Here is a 21,291-nt window from a genome sequence, read left to right as displayed (position 1 = left end):
CGGCGCAGGCCGGCTTGAAACCCCGCCGGCGCAGGCCGGCTTGAAACCCCGCCGGCGCAGGCCGGCTTGAAACCCCGCCGGCGCAGGCCGGCTTGAAACCCCGCCCGGCGCAGGCCGGCTTGAAACCCCGCCGGCGAAGGCCGGCTTTGAAACCCCGCCGGCGCAGGCCGGCTTTGAAGCCCCGCCGGCAGCCGCCGGCCTTGACCCACCCGGCACCCCGGGCAAGCGTTCCCCCGCAAGAATACGGGGGAGACACCATGAAGACGCGGATTGCCCTGGCCTTCGGCCTGCTGCTGGCCGCCACCGGAGCCTGGGCGCAGGATACCCGCCCGATCCAGATGATCGTGCCCTATCCCCCTGGCGGAAACACCGACCTGATGGCCCGCGCGCTGCAGGCGGAGCTGACCCAGGCGCTGGGCCAGACCGTGGTGGTGGTGAATCGCGGCGGCGCGGCGGGGACCATCGGCGATGCCGCCATCGCCCGTGCCACGCCGGATGGCAGCACCATCGGCATGTCCCCGAACAACCCGCTGACCGCCCAGCCGCATCTGCAAAGCCTGTCCTATTCCCTGGACAGCTTCCGCTTCCTCTGCCTGGTCTATGACAACCCGCAGGTGCTGGTGGCCGGCCGCGGCGCGCCCTTCCGGGATTTCGCCGGCATGATCGCCCATGCCCGATCGGGGAAGGAGGCGCTGGTCTATGGCTCCCCCGGCCAGGGCAGCACGCAGCATATCCTGATGGCGGCGCTGCTGAAGGCGGCGGGGGTGGATGGCCTGCATGTGCCCTTCACCGGCGCCGGACCCATGGCCACGGCCGCGCTCGGCGGCCAGATCCAGGTCTTCGTCGAAAGCCCCTCCATCCCCACCAATACCGGCCTGCCCATGCTGGCCGTCTTCGGGCGGGAACGGATGGAGGCGCTGCCCCAGGTGCCGACCGTCGCCGAACTCGGCCACCCGATCGAGGGCAGCTCCGCCGGCGGGCTGGTGGGCCCGGCCGGGATGCCGGAGGCCGCGGCGGCCGCCATCGAGCGCGCCTGCGCCACCGCGGTCGCCAGCCCCGGCTTCCGCCAGGCGGCGGAGCGGCTGAACGCCGTGCCGCGCTACCTGCCCGGCACGGCCTTCCGCGACCGTTTCGCGGCCGAAAGCGAGATGAACCGCACCGTGTTGAAGGAGCTCGGCCTGGCACAATAGGGGGCTTCGCCACCGCGAGTTGCCGCCGTTCGGCCGCCGTATAGACTGCGGCTCGGGGAGACTTGCGAATGGCGGCGGAAAACGACGCGGTCGCGTTGCTGGCGCGGCTGGTGGGGTTCGACACCACCAGCGCGCGCAGCAACCTGGACCTGGTGCAGTTCGTGCAGGAAGAACTCGCCCGGCACGGCGTGGAAAGCCGGCGCGTGCCGAATGCCGATGGCGGCAAGGCGGCGCTTCATGCGGTGCTCGGCCCGGCGGTGCCCGGCGGGGTGGCGCTGTCCGCGCATAGCGACTGCGTGCCAGTGGAAGGCCAGGCCTGGGCCGCCGACCCCTTTGGGCTGCGCCGCGAACACGGCCGACTGATCGGGCGCGGCACCGTGGACATGAAGGGGTTCTGGGGCTGCGTCATGGCGGCCGTGCCGGGACTTCTGGCGAAGAAGCTGGCGCGGCCGATCCACCTCTGCCTGTCCTTCGACGAGGAAACCACCTTTGCCGGCGCCCCCCTGCTGGTGGACAGCCTGCCCCGGCACGGCCCGCCGCCGGCGCTGTGCATCGTCGGCGAACCGAGCCGGATGGCGCCGGTGATCGCCCATAAGGGCTATGCCTCCTGGGAGGTGGCGGTGACGGGGCGGACCGGCCATTCCTCGCAGACCCACCGCACCGCCAATGCGCTGGAGGCGGCGGCGGAGGCGGTGGTCCTTCTTAAGTCGGCCGCCCGTCGCTTCGCCGCCGAAGGGCGCCGCGCGGCGGGCTTCGAACCGCCCTGGACCACGGTGCATACCGGCACTTTCCGCAGCGGCAGCATCCTGAACATCGTCCCCGACCTGGCCGAATTCGTCTTCGAGGTGCGGTCGGTGCCGGGGGATTCGGCGGAGGCGGTGCGGGATTCGCTGCAGGACTTTGCCGAGACGGTGCTGCTGCCGGATCTGCGCGCGCGCGCGCCGGACGCGCAGTTCCAAATCACCCCGCGCTGCTACGCTCCGCCGCTGGACCTGCCCGCCACGCACCCGCTGCTGGCGCTGGCCCAGGGCTGCGGCGCGGTGGGCGCACCGGCCCAGGTGCCCTTCGCGACGGAGGGCGGCGTGTTCCAGCGCGCCGGCATCGCCACCCTGGTCTGCGGCCCCGGCGACGTGGCCCAGGCGCATCAGCCGGAGGAATGGATCGCGGAGGACCAGATGGCCGCCTGCCTGGCCTTCCTCGACCGGCTCGGCGACAGGATGGCGGCGTGAAGCCGAATACGCTGTCCGATCTCGGCCTGCCGCCGCTGGAGGTGCGCCTGCCGATGCCGGAGCTCGGCCCCTGGCGGGCGGGCAATGCCGGCATTCCCGGCGTGTGGCGCTTCGCGGCGGCGGAGGCCGGGCCGCATCTGGTGGTCTCCGCCGTGGTGCATGGCAATGAGATTGCCGGCGCGCTGCTGCTGACACGCTGGCTGCGGGACGGGGTGCGGCCGCGGCGCGGCACGCTGACCCTGGTCTTCGCCAACCTGCCGGCGCTCGACCGCTTCGACCCCGCCGACCCCACGGCGAGCCGCTTCGTCGAGGAGGACATGAACCGCCTCTGGGCGCCGGCCCTGCTCGGCGGCGCGCGGCGCTCCGTGGAGCTGGACCGGGCCAGGACGCTGCTGCCGGTGATGACCCGGGCGGATGTGCTGCTGGACCTGCATTCGATGCTCTGGCCCAGCGACCCGCTGTTCCTCTCCGGCCCCGGCGCCGCGGCGCGGACGCTGGGCCGCGCGATCGGCACGCCGCCGCTGGTGGTGGCGGATGACGGGCACGCGGCGGGTATGCGGCTGATCGACCACCCCCGCTTCAAGGACGGCGCCAGCGCCCTGCTGCTGGAAGCGGGGCCGCATTGGCAGCCGGAGACCTTGGCGCTGATGGAAGACGCGGCGGCGCGGCTGCTGCGGGCGCTGGGCATGGCGGAGGAGGGGGTGGCCTTGCCGGTTCAGGCGCCGCTGCCGGAGGGGCGGCTGGCGCGGGTGACGAGGACGGTGACGGCGACGACGACCGGTTTTGCGTTCTTGCGGGATTTTCGCGGTGGGGAGGTGATTGAGCGGCGGAATACGCTGATCGCGCTGGACGGCGAGGTTGAGGTGCGGACGCCGCATGATGACTGTTTGCTGGTGATGCCGAGTCCGCGGGTGATGCGGGGGCATACGGCGGTTAGGTTGGCGCGGTTTGAGGTTTAGGTGATGTGCGACGCCGATCGGGCCAGGATTAAGCCGCTGAGAGCTTAATCGTTGCAGATCGCGTCCTTAGAGCGCAACAGGCGCGTCATCGCAAAGGGCCTTACCTCCCACTCGCCTTATGCGTTCCCACATTCTCATTCCACTCCACCGGCAGCCCATCCCAGCTCAGCACCGGCTTCCCCGGCCACTTCTTCCGCACGAACACCCGAAACCCCTCCGCCGTCGCCTCCACATAGCCGGATTTTCCGTCCGTCAGCCGCAGGTGCTGCGCCAGCGCCTCGGCCTGGTCCTGCATGTAGCTGTCGCCCATCGTCGGCTCTCCCCATAGGCTGTGCCGCCCGCGAAGGGCGCGCCGTTCCAACATGCACCCAAAAGCCGGGCGCCTCACCCCCCGCTCGCCCGCCTTGCCCCGCGCAGCGCCAGCAGGCAGGCCACCCCCGTCGCCGCCATGGTCAGCGAGGTGCCGATGCCGCTGCCGAATTCCACCAGGCCGACGACGAAGGTCATCAGCGCGCCGAATCCCATCTGCAGCGCGCCGACCAGGGCGCTCGCCGTGCCGGCGAGTTGCGGCCGGGCGCTCAGCGCCCCGGCGATGGCATTGGGTTGCGTCATCCCATTGCCCACCGCGACGGCCGCCATCGGCACGAAGAACACCAGGATGTGGGGCGGAAACACCACCATGGCGATCGCCGCCCCGATCGCGCCCAGCGTGGAGATCACGGTCCCCACGCCCAGCATGCGCAGAATGCCCATCCGCTTCGAAAGCCGCCCCGCCAGCCAGTTGCCGGCGGCGAAGAAGATGGAGATGGCGGCGAAGGCGATGGCGAATTGCACCGGCGAATAGCCCATGCCCTGCACCACCACATAGGGCGCGCCGCCCAGGAAGGCGAAGAAGATGCCGGTGGCGCAGGCGGTCAGCGCCGCATAGGCCCGAAAGGCCGGAATCGCCCACAGGCTGCGATAGGCCCGCAGGATCGCCAGCAGGCCAGGCAGGGGTTGTGGCGCCGGCAGGGTCTCGGGCAGGCGCAGCCAGGCGACCAATGCCAAAGGCAGCCCGAAGCCGAGGCAGGCCACCATGCTCGCCCGCCAGCCGAGGCTGGCCTCCAGCAGGCTGCCCAGGATGGGCGCCACCATCGGCGCGATGGTCATGCCCATCGTGACGTAGCCGAGCACGCTCGCCGCCTCGTCGCGGGACCAGACATCGCGGATCACCGCCCGCACCAGCACCACCCCGGCGCAGGCGCCCACGGCCTGGGCCACGCGCGCCACCACCAGCGCGCCAATGCCCGGCGCCAGCGCCGCCGCCAGGCTCGCCACCGCATAGAGCGCGAGGCCCCCCATCAGCAGCGGCCGCCGCCCGAACCGGTCCGACAGCGGCCCATAGATCAGCTGTCCCGCGCCCACCCCCAGCAGGTAGAGCGTGACCGTCAGCTGCACGGTGGAGGTGCTGGCGCCCAGGTCGCGGCCCATGGCGGGAAGCGAGGGCACCAGCACCTGCATGGTGAAGGGCCCGATGCCGATGATGGCGACCAGCAGCCAGATCGGCGGGCGGGCGGAGAGGGCAGTCGGGGAAGGTCTCACAGTTTGGGAGTCTACGCGCCGCGCGCCGCCCCGCCCACACCTCTCCGGCGCAGGGCTCCCCTGCTCAGGCGCGCGGCAGCCGCAGCAGGAAGGCGGCGCCGGGGCGGTCCGGCAGCAGGGTCAGCGACCCGCCCGTCGCCTCCAGCCGGCTGCGCGCAATGGTCAGGCCGAGGCCGGTGCCGCCCGTCTCCCGCGCCGTGGTGAAGAAGCGGTCGAAGATGCGCGGCGCATTGCCGGGCGAGATGCCGCGCCCGTCATCGGCCACCGTCAGCGCCAGCCAGCCCTCCTCCGCCTGCCAGGACAGGCGGCAGGTCGCGCCAGGGCCGGCATGCTGCAGCGTATTCTCGAACAGGCAGGCGAGCGCGGCGCGCAGCGCCTCCGCCGGCATGGCGAGGGGCGGGGCCGGCTCGGCATTTTGCAGATGCCAGCGCAGGCTGGGGAAGGGGGCGGCGGCGGCCTCCACCACCGGCTCCAGCGTGCAGCGGGCGGGGGATTGGGGCAGGGGCGCCTCGGCGCGGGCGAGTTCCAGCAGGCGCCGCACCAGCCGGTCCAGCCGGTCCACATCGCCGGCGGCCTGGGCCAGGAAGCGGTCGCGCTCGGCGGGCGCCATGCTGGCGGCGTGGTCCTGCAGCAGTTCCAGCGCGCCGCGCAGCCCGGCCAGCGGCGTCTTGAATTCGTGGCTGACCTCGGTGGCGAAGCCGCGGATATAGTCGGCGCGCTGCTCCAGCGTGGCGGCCATGGCCTGGATGGCGGCGGACAGCTCATCCGCCTCCCGCACCGCGGAGCGGCGCACCCGGCCAGGCGGCTGGCGCTGGCCGGCGGCCACCGCGCGGGCGCGGGCGGTCACCGCCTGGATCGGGCGGCTGACCGCATAGGCGGTGAAGGCCGCCAGCAGCCCGGCGGCCAGCAGCAGCGCCAGCGCCAGGCCGCCAAAGGCGTGGCGGTTGTTGTAGATCGTCTGGTCGATGCCCGGCGGGGTGCGGGACAGCAGGACGGCGCCGATCACCTGGCCGGCCTCCTCCACCGGCTGGGTCACCACCACCCGCAGCGCCGCGCCGCGGCTGAGGCTGGCGGCGCCGCGCGGCTGGTCGGCATCCACCCGCCGCGCCCGCAGGCTGGAGGTGGCCCGGCCGGCCAGCGCCGCCTGCACCTCCTCCATCGCCGCTAGGCTGAGGCCCAGCTCCTCCCGGCTCGTCGCCACCACCACGCCCTGGCGGTCCAGCAGCCGGATCCCGGCCAAAGTGATGCGCTGCGTCTCCACCAGCACCGGGCCGAGCCGGGCGCCGGCGGCGGCGGCGCGCGGTTCGGGCGGCGGTCCGGGCTGGGCGGCGGGGGCGAGGGGCCGCACCGGGTCGCGTGCCAGGTCGAGGCCCGCGGGGCGGGGCGCCAAGGGAGCGCGCGGGGTGGGGGCGGCCTCCGGCCCGCGCCATTCCAGGCGGAAGGCGGCGGCCAGGACCGCGGCCTGGGCCACCAGCTCCGTCTCCGTCTGCCGCACCAGCGCGCTCTCATACAGCCGCAGCAGCCACAGCCCGCCGAGCGGCAGCCCCAGCAGCACCAGGTTGGACAGCAGCAGCACCGTCAGGATGCGCGGCTTGCGGCGCATCCTCAGCCGCCGGCCAGGAAGCGGTAGCCCATGCCATGCACGGTGCCGATCGGCTCCGCCCCGAGGGCGGCGAATTTTGCGCGGATATGGCGGATATGGCTGTCCAGCGTGCGGTCGCTGACCACGCGGCGATCGGGATAGGCGAGGTCCATCAGCCGGTCGCGGGTGAAGACGCGACCGGGCGCGGCGGCCATGGCATGCAGCAGGGCGAATTCGGTGACGGTCAGCACCACGGGCCTGCCCTGCCACAGCGCCTCCAGCCGGTCCGGGTGCAGTTCCAGCGCGCCCTGCCGCAGGGGGGCGGTGGCGGGGGTCTCGGGCTGCGCCTGGCGGCGGCGCAGCACGGCGCGGACGCGCGCCACCACCTCGCGCGGGGAAAAGGGCTTGGTGACATAGTCGTCGCCGCCGAGTTCCAGGCCCAGGATGCGGTCCACCTCCTCGTCGCGGGACGACAGGAAAATCACCGGGACGTCGGAGCTGCGGCGCAGGCGGCGGCACACCTCGGTTCCGTCCAGTTCCGGCATCAGCACGTCCAGCAGGATCAGGTCCGGCGCCTCCCGCGCCACGGCAGCGAGTGCTGCGGCGCCATCCGCGGCCTCGGCGGTGACAAAGCCGTCCCGCGCCAGGGCGAAGCAGAGCACGCTGCGGATATGGGGGTCGTCGTCGACGACGAGGATCTTGGCCATGCCAGGGCAGTTTCGGCCGCCGCGCGGCCGCTGCACAGGCTCTGCACGAAAAATCGACGCCGCCTGCAAGCCGCCTCCGCAGCCGCTGCACGCGGCCCGCCCAGGCTGGCGCCTCCATTCACGGAGGTTCCGACATGTCCGACACAGCGCCCGTCCCGCCCCCGAAGCCGCCCCGCATCGGACCCAATGCCGTCAAGCTGATCGCCGTCGGCGCCATGCTGCTGCTGCTGCTGGTGCCGCACTGGATGATCGCCGGGCTGATCGAGGAGCGCGAGCAGCGCCGCGACGGCGTGGTGCAGGAGATCGCGCAGAGCTGGGGCCGCGGCCAGGTGCTGGCCGGGCCGCTACTGCGCCTGCCCTATCGCGTGGCGGTGGTGGAGAAGCCGGGCGAGCCGCCGGTCTGGCGCCGTGGCACGCTGATGGTGCCGCCGACCGATCTGCGGGCGGAGGTCGCGCTCGCCCCGGAAACGCGCCGCCGCGGCCTGTTCGAGGCCACCGTCTATACCGCCGCCATCGACCTTTCGGGCAGCTTCAACCTGGCCGGGCTGACCCCGCCCCGCACCGGCGATCCGGCGGCGGCCGGCACCGGCCCGGTGCCGCTGCCCGCGGCGGAATTCCTCTGGCCCGAGGCGCAGCTGGTGCTCGGCAGCAATGACCTCCGCCTGGCCGCGGCGGAGACGCCGCTGCGCTGGGGGGACCGGACGCTGCCGCTGGCGGAGGGCGGGATCGACCCGACGCAGGATCGCGAACCCTGCATCGCCGCCGAGACGCTGCGCTGGTCCCCCGGCCTGCAGGCGGCGCCGGAGGGGGCCTCGCCCTTCGCGCTGCGGCTGGAGCTGCGCGGCACAGGCAGCTTCCACATGCTGCCCCTGGCGCGGCGCCTGCGGCTCGGCATCAGCGGCAACTGGGCCACGTCGAGCTTCACCGGCCGCGAACTGCCCGCCAGCAGCCAGGTGACGGCGGAAGGTTTCGCGGCAGGCTGGACCACCACCACCCGCCAGCCGCTGTCCCGCGGCAGCCTCTGCGCCGGCGCGGCGGGGGAGGGGATCGGGGTGGAGCTGCTGGAGGCGGTGCCGACCTACCGCATGGTCAACCGCGCCTCGAAATACATCGTCTTCTTCCTGGCGCTCGCCTTCATCACCTATGGGATCTTCGAGGTGGTGGCACGGGTGCGGATCCATCCGCTGCAATACGGGCTGCTCGGCGCCTCGGTCGTGCTGTTTCCGCTGCTGCTGCTGGCGCTGGGGGAGCCGCTGGGCTTCGCGCCCGCCTATGGCATCGCCGCGGCGCTGGTGGCGGGGCAGGCCTCGCTTTTCACCGCGGCCACCACCGCCAGCGCGAGGCTGGGCGGCATCCTGGCCGCCGTCTGCGCCGCGCTCTTCGGCTTCCTCTATGTCGTGCTCAGCCTGGAAGCCTTCGCCCTGCTGGCCGGCGCGCTGGCGCTGTTCGCCGCGCTGTCCCTGGTGATGGCGGTGTCGCGCAGGGTGGAGTGGGGGATGCGCTAGATTCTCTGGCATCTCGAGCAAGAGATCCGTTCTGGCTGTTCCAGCCAGAACGGAAATTGCTCGAACTACCAGCGCAGCCCCAACAGCGCGGCGACGGGGCGCACGCCCTCGCTCGCCGCGACCTGGGCCAGCACCTCCGGGTCCGGCGCCGCGCCATGGGCGTGGGCGGCCAGGCCCGTCAGCGCCCAGACCGCATCGATGCCGGCGGATTGGGCGCCGGCCAGGTCCGTATGCGGGCTGTCGCCGATCGCCACCACGCGGGCGCGATCGGTCAGGCCCAGCAGCTCCAGCACCGGCGGGTAGCAGGCCGGGTCGGGCTTGCCGATCTCGATGGCGGTCGGGCCGCCGAGCTCGACATAGAGGTCGGCCAGCGCCCCGGCGCATATCACCCGCTCATCGCCGACCATGACATGCCGGTCCGGATTGACGCAGACCATCGGCAGGCGGCGGGCCGCGCAGGCGGCGAGTGCCGGGCGATAGGGTTCGATATCGTGGTTGCCGCGGGCCGGCTCCGGCCCGGTGTTCAGGACGAACTCGGCCTCCTCCGCCGATCCCACCAGCACCACATCGGTCTCCGCCGGCACGGAAAGGTCGCGCTCCGGCCCGATATGCAGCGCCTTCCGGCCCAGGGCGGCGAAATCCGCCCGGTCGCGGTGCTTCAGGTGCCGCCAGGTCAGCTCGCCGGAGGTCATGGTCCCGTCCCAGAGCGCGCGGTCCAGGCCCATGCCGGTCAGCAGGTCATCCACCACGAAGGACCGGCGCGGCGCATTGGAGAGGAAGGCGATGCGCTTGCCGCGCGCCTTCAGCCTGCCCAGCGCCTCCGCCACCCCCGGATAGGGCTTGCGCCCGTCATGCACCACGCCCCAGAGGTCCAGGATGAAGCCGTCATAGCGGTCCGCCAGGGTCGCAACCCCGTCCAGCATGATCATCGTGCATCCACCCCGATGGCCTCGGCCACAGTCTTGAATCCGTCCCGCCGCAGCGCCGCGGCCAGCTCCCGCTTCATGCGCGGGATCAGTGCCGGCCCGTCATAGGCGAAGGCGGCATAGAGCTGAACCAGGGCGGCGCCGGCGCGGATCTTCTCCAGCGCATCCGCCCCGTTGGAAACCCCGCCGCAGCCGATCAGCGTCAGGTCGCGCCCCGCTGTCAGCCGCGCGACGCGGCGCAGCAGCTCCGTCGCCGCGGCCTTGAGCGGCGGGCCGGACAGGCCGCCGGCCTGGGATTTCTGCGCCGAACGCAGGGCCGGCCGGGCGATGGTGGTGTTGGAGACGATGAGCCCGGCAATGCCCTGCGCCACCGCCGTCTCCACGATCGGCTCGACCGCGGCGGGCGAGAGGTCCGGCGCGATTTTTACCAATATCGGCGGGCGCGGACCCGCCAGCGCGTCCCGCGTGGCGACCACGGCGGCCAGGATGTCGCGCAGCATGGCCTCCCCCTGCAAATCCCGCAGGCCGGGGGTATTGGGGGAGGAGACGTTGATGGCGACATAGCCCGCATGCGGCGCGACGGCGGCATAGAGCGCCGGATAGTCCCGCAGCGGCGCCGCGCCGTCCTTGTTGATGGCGATGTTCACGCCGAGCACGGCCGGCCGGTTCGCAGGAAGATGCGCCAGCCGGGCCAGGAAGACGGCCAGGCCGCCATTGTTCATGCCCATGCGGTTGATCACCGCCCGGTCCTCCGCCAGGCGGAAAAGCCGCGGCTTCGGATTGCCGATCTGCGGCTTCGGCGTGACGGAGCCCGCCTCCACGAAGCCGAAGCCGAGCCGCATCAGCGGGGCGATGGCGACCGCCGATTTGTCGAAGCCGGCGGCCAGCCCGATGGGGTTGCGGAAATCCAGGCCCAGGGCGCGGGTCGCCAGCACCGGGTCATCCGCGCTGCGATCCGCCCCGGCGAGGCCAAAGCGCAGCCCGCGGAGGGCCAGGTCATGCGCGCGTTCGGGATCCATGCCGCGCATCAGCGGCATCAGGACGGAGGCGAGTTGGGGGGTCATGGCGGGGCGGCTTGTGCCCTGTCTGGCCGGCCGAGGGAAGGTGCCAAGCGGCGGCGCAGCCCTGCCATGCGTGCGGGGGGCGGTGGACTTGCGGTCGCGCGGGCGGGCATACCCGCGCCTCATCCAGGGGGGAGGCTGAGGTGCGCGGACCCGCGCTGATGCTGGCCGGCATCGGCCTGTTCGGCCTGCTCGACGCCAATAGCAAGCTGCTCTCGGCCGGGCATGAGGTCTGGCAGGTGCTGCTGGTGCGATTCGCCACCCTGCTGCTGGTGGTGGGTGTCGCGCGCGCCCTGATGCCGGGCTGGGGCGGGCCGCTGGCCACGCGCTTTCCGCGGCTGCATGCCGCCCGGGCGGTGGTGATGCTGGGCAGCGCCATCTGCTTCTTCCAGGCCTTCAGCCTGCTGCCGCTGGCGGAGGGCTACCTGGTGTTCTTCACCTCCCCCTTCATCGTGCTGGCGCTGGCCGCCTGGACGCTGAAGGAAAGGCCGCCGGCGGCCGCCTGGGCCTGGTGCGGCGTGGGTTTCGCGGGTGTCGCCATCGGCCTGGCGCCAGGGCTGGCGGGCATGGCGGGCGGCGCGCCGGTGTTGGGCTATCTCTACGCGCTGGGTGGCACCTTCTGCTACTCGGCGGTCTTCACCCTGAACCGGCAATTGCGCGGCGAACCCGGGATCGCCCGCGTGCTGGTTTGGCCCTCCCTGCTCGGCTTCGTGGTGATGCTGCCGCTGGGGCTCAGCCACTGGTCGCCGCCCAGCGCCGTCTCCCTGGTGCAGATGGTGGGGAATGGGCTGCTGGTGGGCATGGCCACCGTCTGCCTGGCGGAGGCCTTCCGGCATGCCTCGGCCAGCCGCCTGGCGCCCTTCGGCTATTCGGGGCTGGTCTGGTCGCTGACCTGGGACTTCGCCTTCTGGGGCCGTATCCCGGCGCTGGCCATGCTGGCGGGCGCCGCGGTGGTGGTCTTCGCCTGCGTGATGAGCGAGCGGGCGGCGGCGCGGAAGTAGAACGACGGCGGGGGCTTTCGACCTGCGGCCCTCGTGGCCGAGCGCCTGGACGGGCGCCGCGGCAAGTGCGTCACGCCGCAGGCGTGCCTTCGGCACGACGAAGCCAAGGGCCGCGGATGCGGCCCGCCCGGCGTCTGAGGCGCACCAAGGCAAAGCCTTTGTGCCTTTGCATTTACCTGGGCGCCACGTCGAAGACGAAGATGCGCGTGGTGTCATCCTCCGGCGCGAACCACAGGCGCAGGCCATTCGCGCCCTGCGCCGCCACGGCGAAGGGGTTCTGGGTCATCGGCAGGCCGGATTCGGTCCAGCGCTCCACCGGCAGCTGGAAGACCGGCCTTCCCTGCGCCAGGTCCACCAACTCCAGCCCACCCAGGGCGAAGACCGGCCCGCCTGGCCCCTGCGGCCGATAGGCGTTCAGCCCGGAGCACAGCGCCAGCCCCGGCCCCACCGAATGGCAGTCCTGGTAGTCGATATAGAGCGCCGGGTTGGGCCGCCGCAGATCGGCCGAGCGCTGCGCCGCATTGGTCGGCCGCCCCGCCGCATCCTGCGGCCAGGCATAGAAGCGGCGTGAGCCCCAGGAGACGCCGTGCAGCGTGTTGGAGGCCGTGTCCCGCACCAGCCCGCCGACATGGTCGTCGAAGTGGAAGACCGCCTCGGCCTGCATGGTCGTGGGATCGACCCGGTAGATGATGGAGCGGCTGTTCGGCCGGTACTCCGCGACCGGCACCCAGAGGTGGGTGCCGTCGAAATCGACGCCGCCAGGGTGGTAGATATCGCCCTCGCCCAGCGTGAGGCTGCGCAGCAGCTTGCCTTCCGCATCCACCTCGAAGAGCAGGCCGCGGCCGCGGCCGGGGCTGCGGTCCATGCCGTCTCGCGGCGCGTCGTAGCGCTGGGTGCGTTCGATGATCTCGACCGAGGAGATGTAGAAGCGGTCGCCGATGCGGGCCATGCCCTGCGGGTGGTGGCTGGGGAAGGCCAGCGGGATCACCGCCACCTGGCGCCATTCCGCGCCGCGGGTCAGCGCCCGCAGCCGGTCCGGGATCTCCTGCGCCGCGGCGGGCGCGGCGGCGAGGGCAAGGGCGGCGAGCGCGAGGCGGAGGGGCTTGGTCATGCCGCCATTCAAGCGCGGAACGGCCGCCGAAACCCCCTCAATTCGATGACAGCTCAGCGCGGCAGGAAGGGATTTGTCCGCCGTTCCTCGCCGAAGGTGGAGCCCGGGCCATGGCCGCAGAGGAAGCGCATCTCATCCCCCAGCGGCAGCAGCTTGGTGACGATGGCGGAAATCAGCGCGTCATGGTCGCCATAGGGGAAGTCGGTGCGGCCGATGGAGCCGCGGAACAGCACATCGCCCACCACGGCGAAGCCGAGCGCCTGGCTGACGAAGACCACATGCCCCGGCGCATGGCCCGGGCAATGCAGCACGCCGAAAGTCTGGCCCGCGATGGTGACCGTCTCGCCTTCCGTCAGAAAGCGGTCGGGGGTGGCATTCTCCAGCCCCTCGATGCCGTATTGCCGGCCCTGGGCCGCAATGCCGGACAGCAGGAAGGCATCGGCCTCATGCGGCCCCTCCACCGGCACCGGCGCGCCCTGGCTTTGCGTCAGCGCCGCGCGCAGCGCAGCGGCGCCGCCGGCATGGTCGAGATGGCCATGGGTCAGCAGGATATTGTCCACCGTGACGCCCGCCTTGGCGATGGCGGCCAGGATGCGCGGCACATCGCCGCCGGGGTCGATGACCGTGCCGCGCTGCGTCTCCGCATCCCAGATCAGGGCGCAGTTCTGCTGGAAGGGGGTGACCGGGATCTGGGCGGCTTGGAGCTTGGGCATGGGCGAGAGGTGAGGGGGCGGGGGCGCGCCTGTCAATCGCCCCCGCCCGGCCCGGCTACTGCACCTTGATGTTGCGGGCGCGGATCACCTCCCGCCACTTGGCGTTCTCCGCGGCGTTGTAGGCGGCCCATTCCTCCGGCCGCATCGTCTCCGGCACGGTGGCCAGGGCGGCCAGACGCTCCCGCGTTTCCGGCGCGGTGACGGCGGCGCGGAACAGCTCGTTCAGGCGCTGCACGATGGGCGCGGGCGTCTCGGCCGGGACCAGCACGGCGATATGCTCCGCCACCTCCACGTCGAAACCCTGTTCCTTGAAGGTCGGCACGTCGGGTGCCACCGGCGACCGCTGGGCGGAGGAAATGGCCAGCGCCCGCAGGTCGCCGGACTGGATCAGCGGCAGCACGCCGGAGGCAGCCTGGATGATCATCTGCACCTCCCCGGTGATGGTGCCCTGCACCGCCGGCGCGCCGCCGCGATAGCCGACATCCTGCATGGTGACGCCGGCGGCGCTGAGGAACAGCTCCGTCGCCAAGTGGGTGGAGGAGCCGGTGCCGGAATTGGCATAGACCAGCCGCGAATTCGGCGCGCGCGCGGCCGTGACGAAGTCCGCGAGCGTCCGATAGGGCGAATTGCGCGGCACGCACAGGATCATCGGCTGCGAGGCGATGAGGCCGACGCCGGTGAAGGCGCGGTCATTGTCATAGGGCAGCTGGTACAGGTGCGGTGCCATGGCATAGGTGCTGACGGTGCCGACCAGAACCGTGTAGCCGTCCGGCCGGGCGCGGGCGACGGAGCCGAAGCCGATGGTGCCATTGGCGCCCGTGCGGTTGTCCACCACGAAGCCGCGCCCGGTGTCCTGCTGCAGCCGCGCGGCCACGATGCGCGCGACCGCATCGGTGGACCCGCCGGCGGCCCAGGGCACCACCAGGGTGACGGGACGATCGGGATAGGATTGGGCCCGGGCCCGCTTGGGGGCCAGGGTGGGGGCGGCAAGCAGGCCGAGGGCGGCGGCGCCCAGCGCGCGACGGTGAAGCACGGGTTGTTTCCTCCGAGACGGTTCGGACGTTGCCGAAACGGCATAGGCGTAAGAGGGGCGGCGGGTCAGGGCAAGAGGGTGCAACGCGATGTGGCAGGGTGGCTCAGGGCCGCACCACCACCACGCCTTCCTCATCCAGCAGCAGCCGCACCTTCTCCCCCGGCTGCCGCCGGCGCAGGCGGTCCGCGCCCTGGGCAAACAGCTCGCCCACCGCGGTGCCGAAATAGTATTCGGTGTGGGATCCCATATAGGTCGCGCGGGTCACGGTCGCCTCGAGCCCGTTCGGCGTATCCGGCGGGGCGATGCGAATCGCCTCCGGCCGGATCACCGCATCCACCGGCCCGGGCGGCAGACCGCGGCCGGGCAGGGTCAGGCGTGCGCTGTCCAGCGCCAGCACGCAGTGCTCGCCCGTGACGCTTTCGATCACGCCGCGCACATGGTTCGCCTCGCCCATGAAGGTGGCGACGAAGACCGAATCGGGGCTGGCATAGAGCACCTCCGGCGCGCCGGCCTGGGCGATGCCGGCATTGCGCATCACCACGATCTTGTCGGAGACGGCCAGCGCCTCCGACTGGTCGTGGGTCACATAGACCACGGTCAGGCCGAGCCTCTGCTGCAGCGCGCGGATCTCCTCCCGCATCGTGCGGCGCAGGCGGGTGTCGAGGTTCGACAGCGGCTCATCGAACAGAAGCACATCCGGCTCCAGCACCAGGGCGCGGGCCACGGCCACGCGCTGCTGCTGGCCGCCGGACATTTCGGAGGGCAGGCGGCCGCCGAAACCCTTCAGCCCCACCGTCTCCAGCACCGCCTCGGCCTTGGCATGCGCGGCCTGCTTGCGCTCGCCGGAGGAGACGAGGCCATAGGCGACATTCTCGAGCACCGACATGTGCGGGAAGAGCGCATAGGACTGGAAGACCATGGAGACATTGCGCTCCCCGGCGGACAGCAAGGTCACGTCACGCCCGCCGATGAAGATGCGGCCCTCGGTTGCCTGTTCCAACCCGGCGATCATGCGCAGCAGCGTGGTCTTGCCGCAGCCGGAGGGGCCGAGCAGCGTCACCAGCGTGCCGCCCTCGATCACCAGGTCCAGCGGCTTCACCGCCTGCACCTGGCCGTAGCGCTTGCCGAGGCCGGTGAGGCGAACTTCCGCGCCCGTTGTCTTGATGGGGATGCTCACGCACGGCCTCCGACTGGAGCAGGTGTGGGAAGGGCGGCGGCGCGCCTGCCGAGGTTGCGGCGGCCGACCAGCAGGTTGATCAGCCCGATCGCCGCCATCATCAGCACGATCAGCACGGCGCAATAGGCGATCGCCAGGCCGTAATCGCCATTGATGACGCGGTTGATGATGAAGACCGTCGCCATCTCATACTCCGCCGAGACCAGGAAGATCACGGCCGAGACCGTCGTCATGGCGCGCACGAAGGAATAGACCAGCGCGGTGACGATGGCGGGCTTCAGCAGCGGCAGCACCACCGTGCGCAGCGTGCGGAAGGTGGAGGCGCGCAGCGTCACCGCCGCCTCGTCCAGCGACTTGTCGAGCTGGCTCATCGCCGCGACGCCGGAGCGCACGCCGACCGGCAGGTTACGGAAGACGAAGCAGGCGACGAGGATCACGGCGGTGCCGGTGATCTCCAGCGGCGGCAGGTTGTAGGTCAGGATATAGGCCACGCCGATCACCGTGCCGGGCACGGCGAAGGTCAGCATCAGCGCGAATTCCAGCGCCGTGCGCCCCGCAAAACGCTGCCGCGTCAGCACCCAGGAGGCGAGCAGGCCGAGGCCCGCGGTGATGGGGGCCGCGATGGCGGCGAGCTGGATGGTGGTGAACAGCGAATGCCAGGCGCCGCCGGAGAAGATCAGCGCGCCCGCCGGCGACCATTCCAGCGCGAAGGCGCGTTCGAAATGGCTGAAGGTCGGCGTCCAGTCGCGGCCCCAGACGCGCACGAAGGCGCCGGCCAGCGCCATGACATAGACGACGACGGTGAGGATGGCCCAGGGGATCGCCACGGCGAAGGCCACGCGGCGCACCGGCGGCGGCAGCCGCGTCGGCAGGCCGACATCGCCCTTGCCGGTCATCGAGACATAGCTGCGCTTGCCCACCACGCTGCGCTGGATGACGAAGGCGGTCAGCGCCACCACCAGCATGATGGCCGCCAGCACCGCGGCGCGGCCGAAATCCTGCTGCGCGCCGACCACGGCGAAGAAGATCTCGGTCGACAGCACGCCGAAGGAGCCGCCGAGCACGATGGGATTGCCGAAGTCGGCCAGGCTTTCCACGAAGACCACCAGCCAGGCATTGGCGAGGCCCGGCAGCATCAGCGGCAGGGTCACGGCGCGGAAGGTGCGCATCTGGCTGGCGCGCAGCGTCTGCGAGGCTTCCTCCATGGCGGGGGAGACACCCTCCACCACGCCGATCAGCACAAGGAAGGCGATGGGGGTGAAGGAGAAGACCTGCGCCAGCATCACGCCGTTGAAGCCGTAGATCCAGCGGCCGAGCTCCAGCCCGAAGACGGATTCCGCGATCTGGTTGAAGACGCCGGAGCGGCCGAAGATCAGGATCAGACCGAGGCCGATGACGAAGGGCGGCGTGATGATCGGCAGCACCGTCAGCAGCCGCAGCAGCTTCTTCGCGCGGAACCCGCTGCGCGTGACGATCAGCGCGAAACACAGGCCGAGGATGGTGGCCGCGGTCGCGGTGCAGGTGGCAAGCAGCAGCGTGTTCCAGAAGACGCCGCAATTCACCCGGCCCGTGACGCAGCCGAGGCCCCAGATCTTGCTGTCGAACAGCCGCTCCGCCATCGCGGCGCCCAAGGTGAGGTCCGCGCGTGGCGTGAACATCTCGGACAGCACGGTGCCGACCGGCCAGGCGGTGAAGACGAGGATGGAGGCGACCAGCAGGCCCACGGCGCCGGAGACGAAGCGGTCGCCCTTGAAATAGCCGCGCAGGGCGAGGCCATCGGTCAGCAGGATCAGGAACCCTGCGAAGGCCATCGCGCCGCCGAGGCCGATGCCGAATTGCCGGTCCTCCAGCTCCCCGAACATGCGGGCCAGCACCGGCCAATTCCAGCCCTGGATGCCCACGGCGAGGCCCTGCAGCATCAGCGCGGCAAGGCCCAGCCCGCCGCCCCAGACCAGGAAGCGCGCGCGCCGCGCGCGATCCCCGCTCGGCAGCGCACCGGGCAGCGCCAGCAACAGGCCGGCGATCACCGGCCAGAACCAGAAGCGCCCGAACTGCGCCGCCTGCGACAGGGCCGAGGCTGCCTCTGCCTCCCCCCGGCCGAGCGCGAAGAGCCCGGCGAGCGTCAGCCCATCCTGCTGCATGTGCCAGGGCAGGACCAGCGTGCCGAGCGCCGCGATCAGCCAGAAGAAGAAGGAGGTGCCGAAGAACATGGGGTTGGCTTCAGCGCGGCAGCGCGCCGACCTCCCTGTCCCAGCGCCCCAGCAGGCGGCGGCGCTCGGCGCTCGCCCCGAAGCGGGCATTGTCGTAGTCGATGATCCGCGCGGTCGCCATGTTCGGCGCGCCATCGGTCAGCGGCACGCCGCGGTTCGCCATGGTCTGCAGCTTCTTCGCTTCCTGGCTGGCGATGATCTGGGCCGGGGCGGAGAGCGCCCAGTGGTAGAATTGCTGCGCCGCCGGCAGGTTGCGCGCGCCGCGGATGATGGACATGGAGCCGATCTCATAGCCCGTGCCCTCGCACGGCACGGCATGTCCCACCGGGAAGCCGGCGGCGGCTTCCTCGGCGGCGTTGTGGACGAAGGAGAGCGAGAGCGCCGTCTCGCCGCGCGCCACCGCCGTGATCGGCGCGGTGCCGGAGCGTGGATAGGCGTTGATGCTGCCGTGCAGCTGCTTCAGGTAGTCGAAGGCGGGCTCCTCGCCCATCATCTGCACCAGCGTCGCGATGATGATATAGGCGGTGCCGGAGCTGTTCGGGTTCGCCATCTGGATCTCGCCGCGATAGGCGGGGTTCAGCAGATCCGCCCAGCAGCGCGGCGCCGGCAGGTTGCGGCGCGCGATGAGTTCCGTGTTGAAGCCGAAGCCGAGCACGCTGGCATAGACGCCCACCGTGCGGCCCTGGGTCTGGCGCCACTGCGCCTGCGCCCAGTCATGCAGCTCCGTGATGCGGGCGCTCTCATGCGGCTGGGTCAGGTTCTCCTCGCCGGCCGCCACATGCGGGTCGCCGGTGCCGCCCCACCAGACATCGCCGCGCGGGTTGCGCGCCTCGCTGCGGATTTGCGCCAGCATCTCGCCGGTGGATTTCTGGGTCAGGTTCACGCGGATGCCGCTCTCGCGCTCGAAGCCGCGCGCGATCGGCTGGCACCATTCCAGCGTGGCGGAGCAGTACAGGTTCAACTGCCCCTGCGCGGCCGCGGGCAGCGCGGGCAGGAGGAAGGCCGCGGCGAGCGCGAGGGGACGGTAGGTCATGGGAATACTCTTTCTTCAGTGCAACGCGCGGATCAGCGCGGCAGCGCGCCGATCTCACGGTCCCAGCGCTGCAGGATGCGGCGGCGCGTCTCGGCCTGGCCGTAGGCCGCGAAGTCGTAGTCGATCAGGCGGATGGCGGAGATATCGGCGATGCGCGCATCCGGCGTTGCCTCGCGATGCGCCGGGGTGTGGAACTGGTTCGCCTTGGGGCCGATATCCATCGCCGCGGGCGTCAGGTACCAGTCGTAGAAGCGCCGCGCCTGCGCCAGGTTCCGGGCGCCGCGGATGATGGACATGCAGGCCACCTCGTAGCTGGTGCCCTCGCTGGGGAAGACGAGGTCGATCGGGAAGCCGGCCTGCTGCATGGAGGTGACCTCCATGTTGAAGCTGACCGCCAGCGCCGTCTCGCCACGCGACACCGCCTGCATCGGCGCGGCGCCGGAGCGCGTATAGGCGTTCACATTGGCATGCAGCCGCGCCAGATAGGCGAAGGCGCGATCCTCGTCCCAGAGCTGCACCAGGCCCGCGATGATGGTGTAGGCGGTGCCGGAGGAATTCGGGTTCGGCATCTGGATCTCGCCGCGATAGGCGGGGTTCAGCATATCGGCCCAGCTGGTCGGTAGCGGCAGGTTGCGCCGCGTCATCAGCTCCCGGTTCCAGGCGAGGCCGATGGCGCCGGAGGAGACGCCGACGCAGCGCTCGCCGGACATGGCATGCACGCGCTGCGCCCAGGGATGCAGGTTCGCCATGTTGGGCGAGGTATAGGGCTGCAGCAGGTTCGCCTCGGCCGCCGAGATATGCGTCTCCGTCGAGGCGCCGAACCAGATGTCGGTGCGCGGGTTCTGCGCCTCCGCACGGATCTGCGCCAAGATCTCGCCGGCCGATTTGCGGGCCATGGCGACGCGCACGCCGGTCTCCCGCTGGAAGGCGCTGGCGATCGCCTCGCACCAATCGGCGGCGGGGGCGCAGAGCATGTTGAGGCTGCCCTGCGCCTGTGCCGTGACCGGCAGCGTGGCACAGGCGATGACCGCGGTGGCGGCGACCAGGCGGAAGGACATGGGGGGCATCCTGCAGGGGGCAGCGATCCGGCGCGGAGGTCCGCGCCGGCGGGGTGAGAGGATCAGCGCGGTGCGGAGCCGACCTCGCGGTCCCAGCGCTGGATCAGCCGGCGGCGCTCCGCCGCGCGGCCATACTTCGCGAAATCATATTCGATGAGGCGGATGCGCGAGAGGTCCGGCGCATTCGGCGGCAGCGGCGCCGCGGCATTGGAGGGCTGCTGCAGCTGGCCGCCGGCCTCGAAGCCCAGGCGCTGCGCGGGCTCGGTCAGCGCCCAGTCGTAGAAGCGCCGCGCCTGCGTCAGGTTGCGCGCGCCGCGGATGATGGACATGGAGCCGATCTCGTAGCCGGTGCCCTCGCAGGGGGTGGCGTAGGTCACGGGGAAGCCGGCATTGGCCTCCGTCACCGCGTCATGCACGAAGCTGATGGAGACGCCCGTCTCCCCGCGCGCCACGGCCTTGATCGGCGCGGTGCCGGAACGGGTGTAGGAATTCACATTGGGATGCAGCCGGCGCAGATAGTCGAAGGCCGGCTCCTCTCCCATCAGCTGCACCAGCGTCGCGATGACGACATAGGCGGTGCCGGAGGAGTTGGGGTTGGCGATCTGGATCTCGCCGCGGAAGCGCGCATCCAGCAGATCCGCCCAGCAGGAAGGCGGCGCGATGTTCTTGCGCGCCAGCAGCTCGGTGTTGATGCCGAAGCCGACCGCGCCGGCATAGACGCCGATGGCGCGGCGCTCGGACTGCCGCCACTGGGTCAGCGCCCAGGGGTGCAGGCCGGCATTGTTGGCGCTCTCATAGGCCTGGGTCAGGTTCTCCTCGGCCGCCGCCAGATGCGGGTCGCCGGTGCCGCCGAACCAGACGTCGCCGCGCGGATTCTGGCTTTCGGCGCGGATCGCGGCCAGCGTCTCGCCGCTGCCGCGCTGCGTCATGTTCACACGGATGCCGGTGTCGCGCTGGAAATTGGTGGCCACCGCCTGGCACCATTCGTTCTGCACCGAGCAGTAGAGGTTCAGGCTGCCCTGGGCCGCGGCGGGCGCGGCGAGACCGCCGGCGCCGAGGAGCAGGACGGGAAGCAGCAGGCGGCTTTGCATCGGGCTTTCCTTTTCAGCGCGGCAGGGCTGAGCGCAGGGCAGCGCGGCCTGGCCCGGCCATGCGGGCCGCGGCGGGAAGCAGGCATCGTCGGCGTGCCGCCGCACGGCCCTCCGGCCCGAAACC

Annotated in this window: 19 protein-coding genes; 5 read left to right on the top strand and 14 right to left on the bottom strand. The window is 71.6% G+C overall.

Annotation, left to right across the window (positions count from 1 at the left end):
• Positions 1-257 precede the first annotated feature (257 nt).
• The 3 genes from J3S20_RS24465 (at position 258) to J3S20_RS24455 (ending at position 3,378) form a co-directional block, all read left to right on the top strand.
• Positions 258-1,190 carry a tripartite tricarboxylate transporter substrate binding protein gene (locus J3S20_RS24465; RefSeq protein ID WP_216839517.1) on the top strand — a complete coding sequence of 311 codons (933 nt, stop codon included), beginning with the start codon at positions 258-260 and terminating at the stop codon, positions 1,188-1,190.
• A 68-nt stretch (positions 1,191-1,258) separates the two neighbouring features.
• Positions 1,259-2,419, top strand: coding sequence for an acetylornithine deacetylase (argE, locus tag J3S20_RS24460; protein ID WP_216839515.1), 1,161 nt, complete (start codon positions 1,259-1,261; stop codon positions 2,417-2,419).
• Positions 2,416-3,378 (top strand): M14 family metallopeptidase, encoded by a 963-nt coding sequence (locus J3S20_RS24455; RefSeq protein ID WP_343215292.1) that lies wholly within the window; start codon positions 2,416-2,418, stop codon positions 3,376-3,378. The genes argE and J3S20_RS24455 overlap by 4 nt, the downstream gene beginning before the upstream one ends.
• 100 nt (positions 3,379-3,478) lie before the next feature.
• On the opposite strand, the gene J3S20_RS24450 is transcribed toward J3S20_RS24455, so the two are convergent.
• From J3S20_RS24450 to J3S20_RS24435, 4 genes are all read right to left on the bottom strand, one after another.
• Positions 3,479-3,688 (bottom strand): hypothetical protein, encoded by a 210-nt coding sequence (locus J3S20_RS24450; RefSeq protein WP_216839510.1) that lies wholly within the window; start codon positions 3,686-3,688, stop codon positions 3,479-3,481.
• A 74-nt stretch (positions 3,689-3,762) separates the two neighbouring features.
• The gene (locus tag J3S20_RS24445; RefSeq protein WP_343215291.1) at positions 3,763-4,959 is read right to left on the bottom strand and encodes a multidrug effflux MFS transporter; all 1,197 of its coding nucleotides are present in this window, start codon (positions 4,957-4,959) and stop codon (positions 3,763-3,765) included.
• A 64-nt stretch (positions 4,960-5,023) separates the two neighbouring features.
• Entirely contained in the window at positions 5,024-6,562 is a 1,539-nt protein-coding gene (locus tag J3S20_RS24440; protein ID WP_216839508.1) for a sensor histidine kinase, read from the bottom strand.
• A 2-nt stretch (positions 6,563-6,564) separates the two neighbouring features.
• Positions 6,565-7,248 (bottom strand): response regulator transcription factor, encoded by a 684-nt coding sequence (locus tag J3S20_RS24435; RefSeq protein ID WP_216839507.1) that lies wholly within the window; start codon positions 7,246-7,248, stop codon positions 6,565-6,567.
• Positions 7,249-7,382: 134 nt separating this feature from the next.
• Here J3S20_RS24435 and creD point away from each other — a divergent pair, with 134 nt between their 5' ends.
• On the top strand, positions 7,383-8,753 hold the full coding sequence (gene creD, locus J3S20_RS24430; RefSeq protein ID WP_216839504.1) for a cell envelope integrity protein CreD: 1,371 nt from the start codon (positions 7,383-7,385) through the stop codon (positions 8,751-8,753).
• A gap of 65 nt (positions 8,754-8,818) precedes the next feature.
• Here the strand turns inward: creD and J3S20_RS24425 are convergent, their stop codons facing one another.
• Complete coding sequence (locus J3S20_RS24425) at positions 8,819-9,682, bottom strand: TIGR01459 family HAD-type hydrolase (protein WP_216839502.1); 864 nt, start codon at positions 9,680-9,682, stop codon at positions 8,819-8,821.
• Positions 9,679-10,743, bottom strand: a complete 1,065-nt coding sequence (locus tag J3S20_RS24420; RefSeq protein ID WP_216839500.1) for a quinone-dependent dihydroorotate dehydrogenase — start codon at positions 10,741-10,743, stop codon at positions 9,679-9,681. Before J3S20_RS24420 ends, J3S20_RS24425 begins: the two co-directional genes overlap by 4 nt.
• Positions 10,744-10,883: 140 nt before the next feature.
• Between J3S20_RS24420 and J3S20_RS24415 the strand changes: the two genes are divergently transcribed.
• Entirely contained in the window at positions 10,884-11,741 is an 858-nt protein-coding gene (locus tag J3S20_RS24415) for a DMT family transporter (protein WP_343215290.1), read from the top strand.
• Positions 11,742-11,913: 172 nt separating this feature from the next.
• Here J3S20_RS24415 and J3S20_RS24410 read toward each other — a convergent pair whose 3' ends face one another.
• The 8 genes from J3S20_RS24410 to J3S20_RS24375 form a co-directional block, all read right to left on the bottom strand.
• Positions 11,914-12,852 carry a DUF6454 family protein gene (locus tag J3S20_RS24410; protein WP_216839498.1) on the bottom strand — a complete coding sequence of 313 codons (939 nt, stop codon included), beginning with the start codon at positions 12,850-12,852 and terminating at the stop codon, positions 11,914-11,916.
• Positions 12,853-12,905: 53 nt separating this feature from the next.
• The gene (locus J3S20_RS24405) at positions 12,906-13,565 is read right to left on the bottom strand and encodes an MBL fold metallo-hydrolase (protein ID WP_216839496.1); all 660 of its coding nucleotides are present in this window, start codon (positions 13,563-13,565) and stop codon (positions 12,906-12,908) included.
• A gap of 55 nt (positions 13,566-13,620) precedes the next feature.
• Entirely contained in the window at positions 13,621-14,598 is a 978-nt protein-coding gene (locus J3S20_RS24400) for a Bug family tripartite tricarboxylate transporter substrate binding protein (RefSeq protein ID WP_343215289.1), read from the bottom strand.
• A 103-nt stretch (positions 14,599-14,701) separates the two neighbouring features.
• Positions 14,702-15,775, bottom strand: a complete 1,074-nt coding sequence (locus J3S20_RS24395; protein WP_216839492.1) for an ABC transporter ATP-binding protein — start codon at positions 15,773-15,775, stop codon at positions 14,702-14,704.
• Positions 15,772-17,985 (bottom strand): ABC transporter permease, encoded by a 2,214-nt coding sequence (locus J3S20_RS24390; protein ID WP_216839491.1) that lies wholly within the window; start codon positions 17,983-17,985, stop codon positions 15,772-15,774. Before J3S20_RS24390 ends, J3S20_RS24395 begins: the two co-directional genes overlap by 4 nt.
• A gap of 10 nt (positions 17,986-17,995) precedes the next feature.
• On the bottom strand, positions 17,996-19,018 hold the full coding sequence (locus tag J3S20_RS24385; protein WP_216839490.1) for an ABC transporter substrate-binding protein: 1,023 nt from the start codon (positions 19,016-19,018) through the stop codon (positions 17,996-17,998).
• Between the two features lie 32 nt (positions 19,019-19,050).
• On the bottom strand, positions 19,051-20,076 hold the full coding sequence (locus tag J3S20_RS24380; protein WP_246603229.1) for an ABC transporter substrate-binding protein: 1,026 nt from the start codon (positions 20,074-20,076) through the stop codon (positions 19,051-19,053).
• Between the two features lie 62 nt (positions 20,077-20,138).
• Complete coding sequence (locus tag J3S20_RS24375; protein ID WP_216839488.1) at positions 20,139-21,167, bottom strand: ABC transporter substrate-binding protein; 1,029 nt, start codon at positions 21,165-21,167, stop codon at positions 20,139-20,141.
• Positions 21,168-21,291: the final 124 nt, after the last annotated feature.

The sequence above is a fragment of the Falsiroseomonas tokyonensis genome (assembly GCF_019024325.1).
Taxonomy (GTDB): Bacteria; Pseudomonadota; Alphaproteobacteria; order Acetobacterales; family Acetobacteraceae; genus Falsiroseomonas; species Falsiroseomonas tokyonensis.
This window is presented reverse-complemented; position numbering and strand designations above follow the sequence as displayed.

Bases quoted from the DNA above. Each gene is read 5' to 3' on its own strand.
- J3S20_RS24465 (WP_216839517.1), top strand. From the start codon at position 258: ATGAAGACGCGGATTGCCCTGGCCTTCGGCCTGCTGCTGGCCGCCACC.
- argE (WP_216839515.1), top strand. From the start codon at position 1,259: ATGGCGGCGGAAAACGACGCGGTCGCGTTGCTGGCGCGGCTGGTGGGG.
- J3S20_RS24450 (WP_216839510.1), bottom strand. From the start codon at position 3,688: ATGGGCGACAGCTACATGCAGGACCAGGCCGAGGCGCTGGCGCAGCAC.
- J3S20_RS24440 (WP_216839508.1), bottom strand. From the start codon at position 6,562: ATGCGCCGCAAGCCGCGCATCCTGACGGTGCTGCTGCTGTCCAACCTG.
- J3S20_RS24435 (WP_216839507.1), bottom strand. From the start codon at position 7,248: ATGGCCAAGATCCTCGTCGTCGACGACGACCCCCATATCCGCAGCGTG.
- creD (WP_216839504.1), top strand. From the start codon at position 7,383: ATGTCCGACACAGCGCCCGTCCCGCCCCCGAAGCCGCCCCGCATCGGA.
- J3S20_RS24425 (WP_216839502.1), bottom strand. From the start codon at position 9,682: ATGATCATGCTGGACGGGGTTGCGACCCTGGCGGACCGCTATGACGGC.
- J3S20_RS24420 (WP_216839500.1), bottom strand. From the start codon at position 10,743: ATGACCCCCCAACTCGCCTCCGTCCTGATGCCGCTGATGCGCGGCATG.
- J3S20_RS24410 (WP_216839498.1), bottom strand. From the start codon at position 12,852: ATGACCAAGCCCCTCCGCCTCGCGCTCGCCGCCCTTGCCCTCGCCGCC.
- J3S20_RS24405 (WP_216839496.1), bottom strand. From the start codon at position 13,565: ATGCCCAAGCTCCAAGCCGCCCAGATCCCGGTCACCCCCTTCCAGCAG.
- J3S20_RS24390 (WP_216839491.1), bottom strand. From the start codon at position 17,985: ATGTTCTTCGGCACCTCCTTCTTCTTCTGGCTGATCGCGGCGCTCGGC.
- J3S20_RS24385 (WP_216839490.1), bottom strand. From the start codon at position 19,018: ATGACCTACCGTCCCCTCGCGCTCGCCGCGGCCTTCCTCCTGCCCGCG.
- J3S20_RS24380 (WP_246603229.1), bottom strand. From the start codon at position 20,076: ATGTCCTTCCGCCTGGTCGCCGCCACCGCGGTCATCGCCTGTGCCACG.
- J3S20_RS24375 (WP_216839488.1), bottom strand. From the start codon at position 21,167: ATGCAAAGCCGCCTGCTGCTTCCCGTCCTGCTCCTCGGCGCCGGCGGT.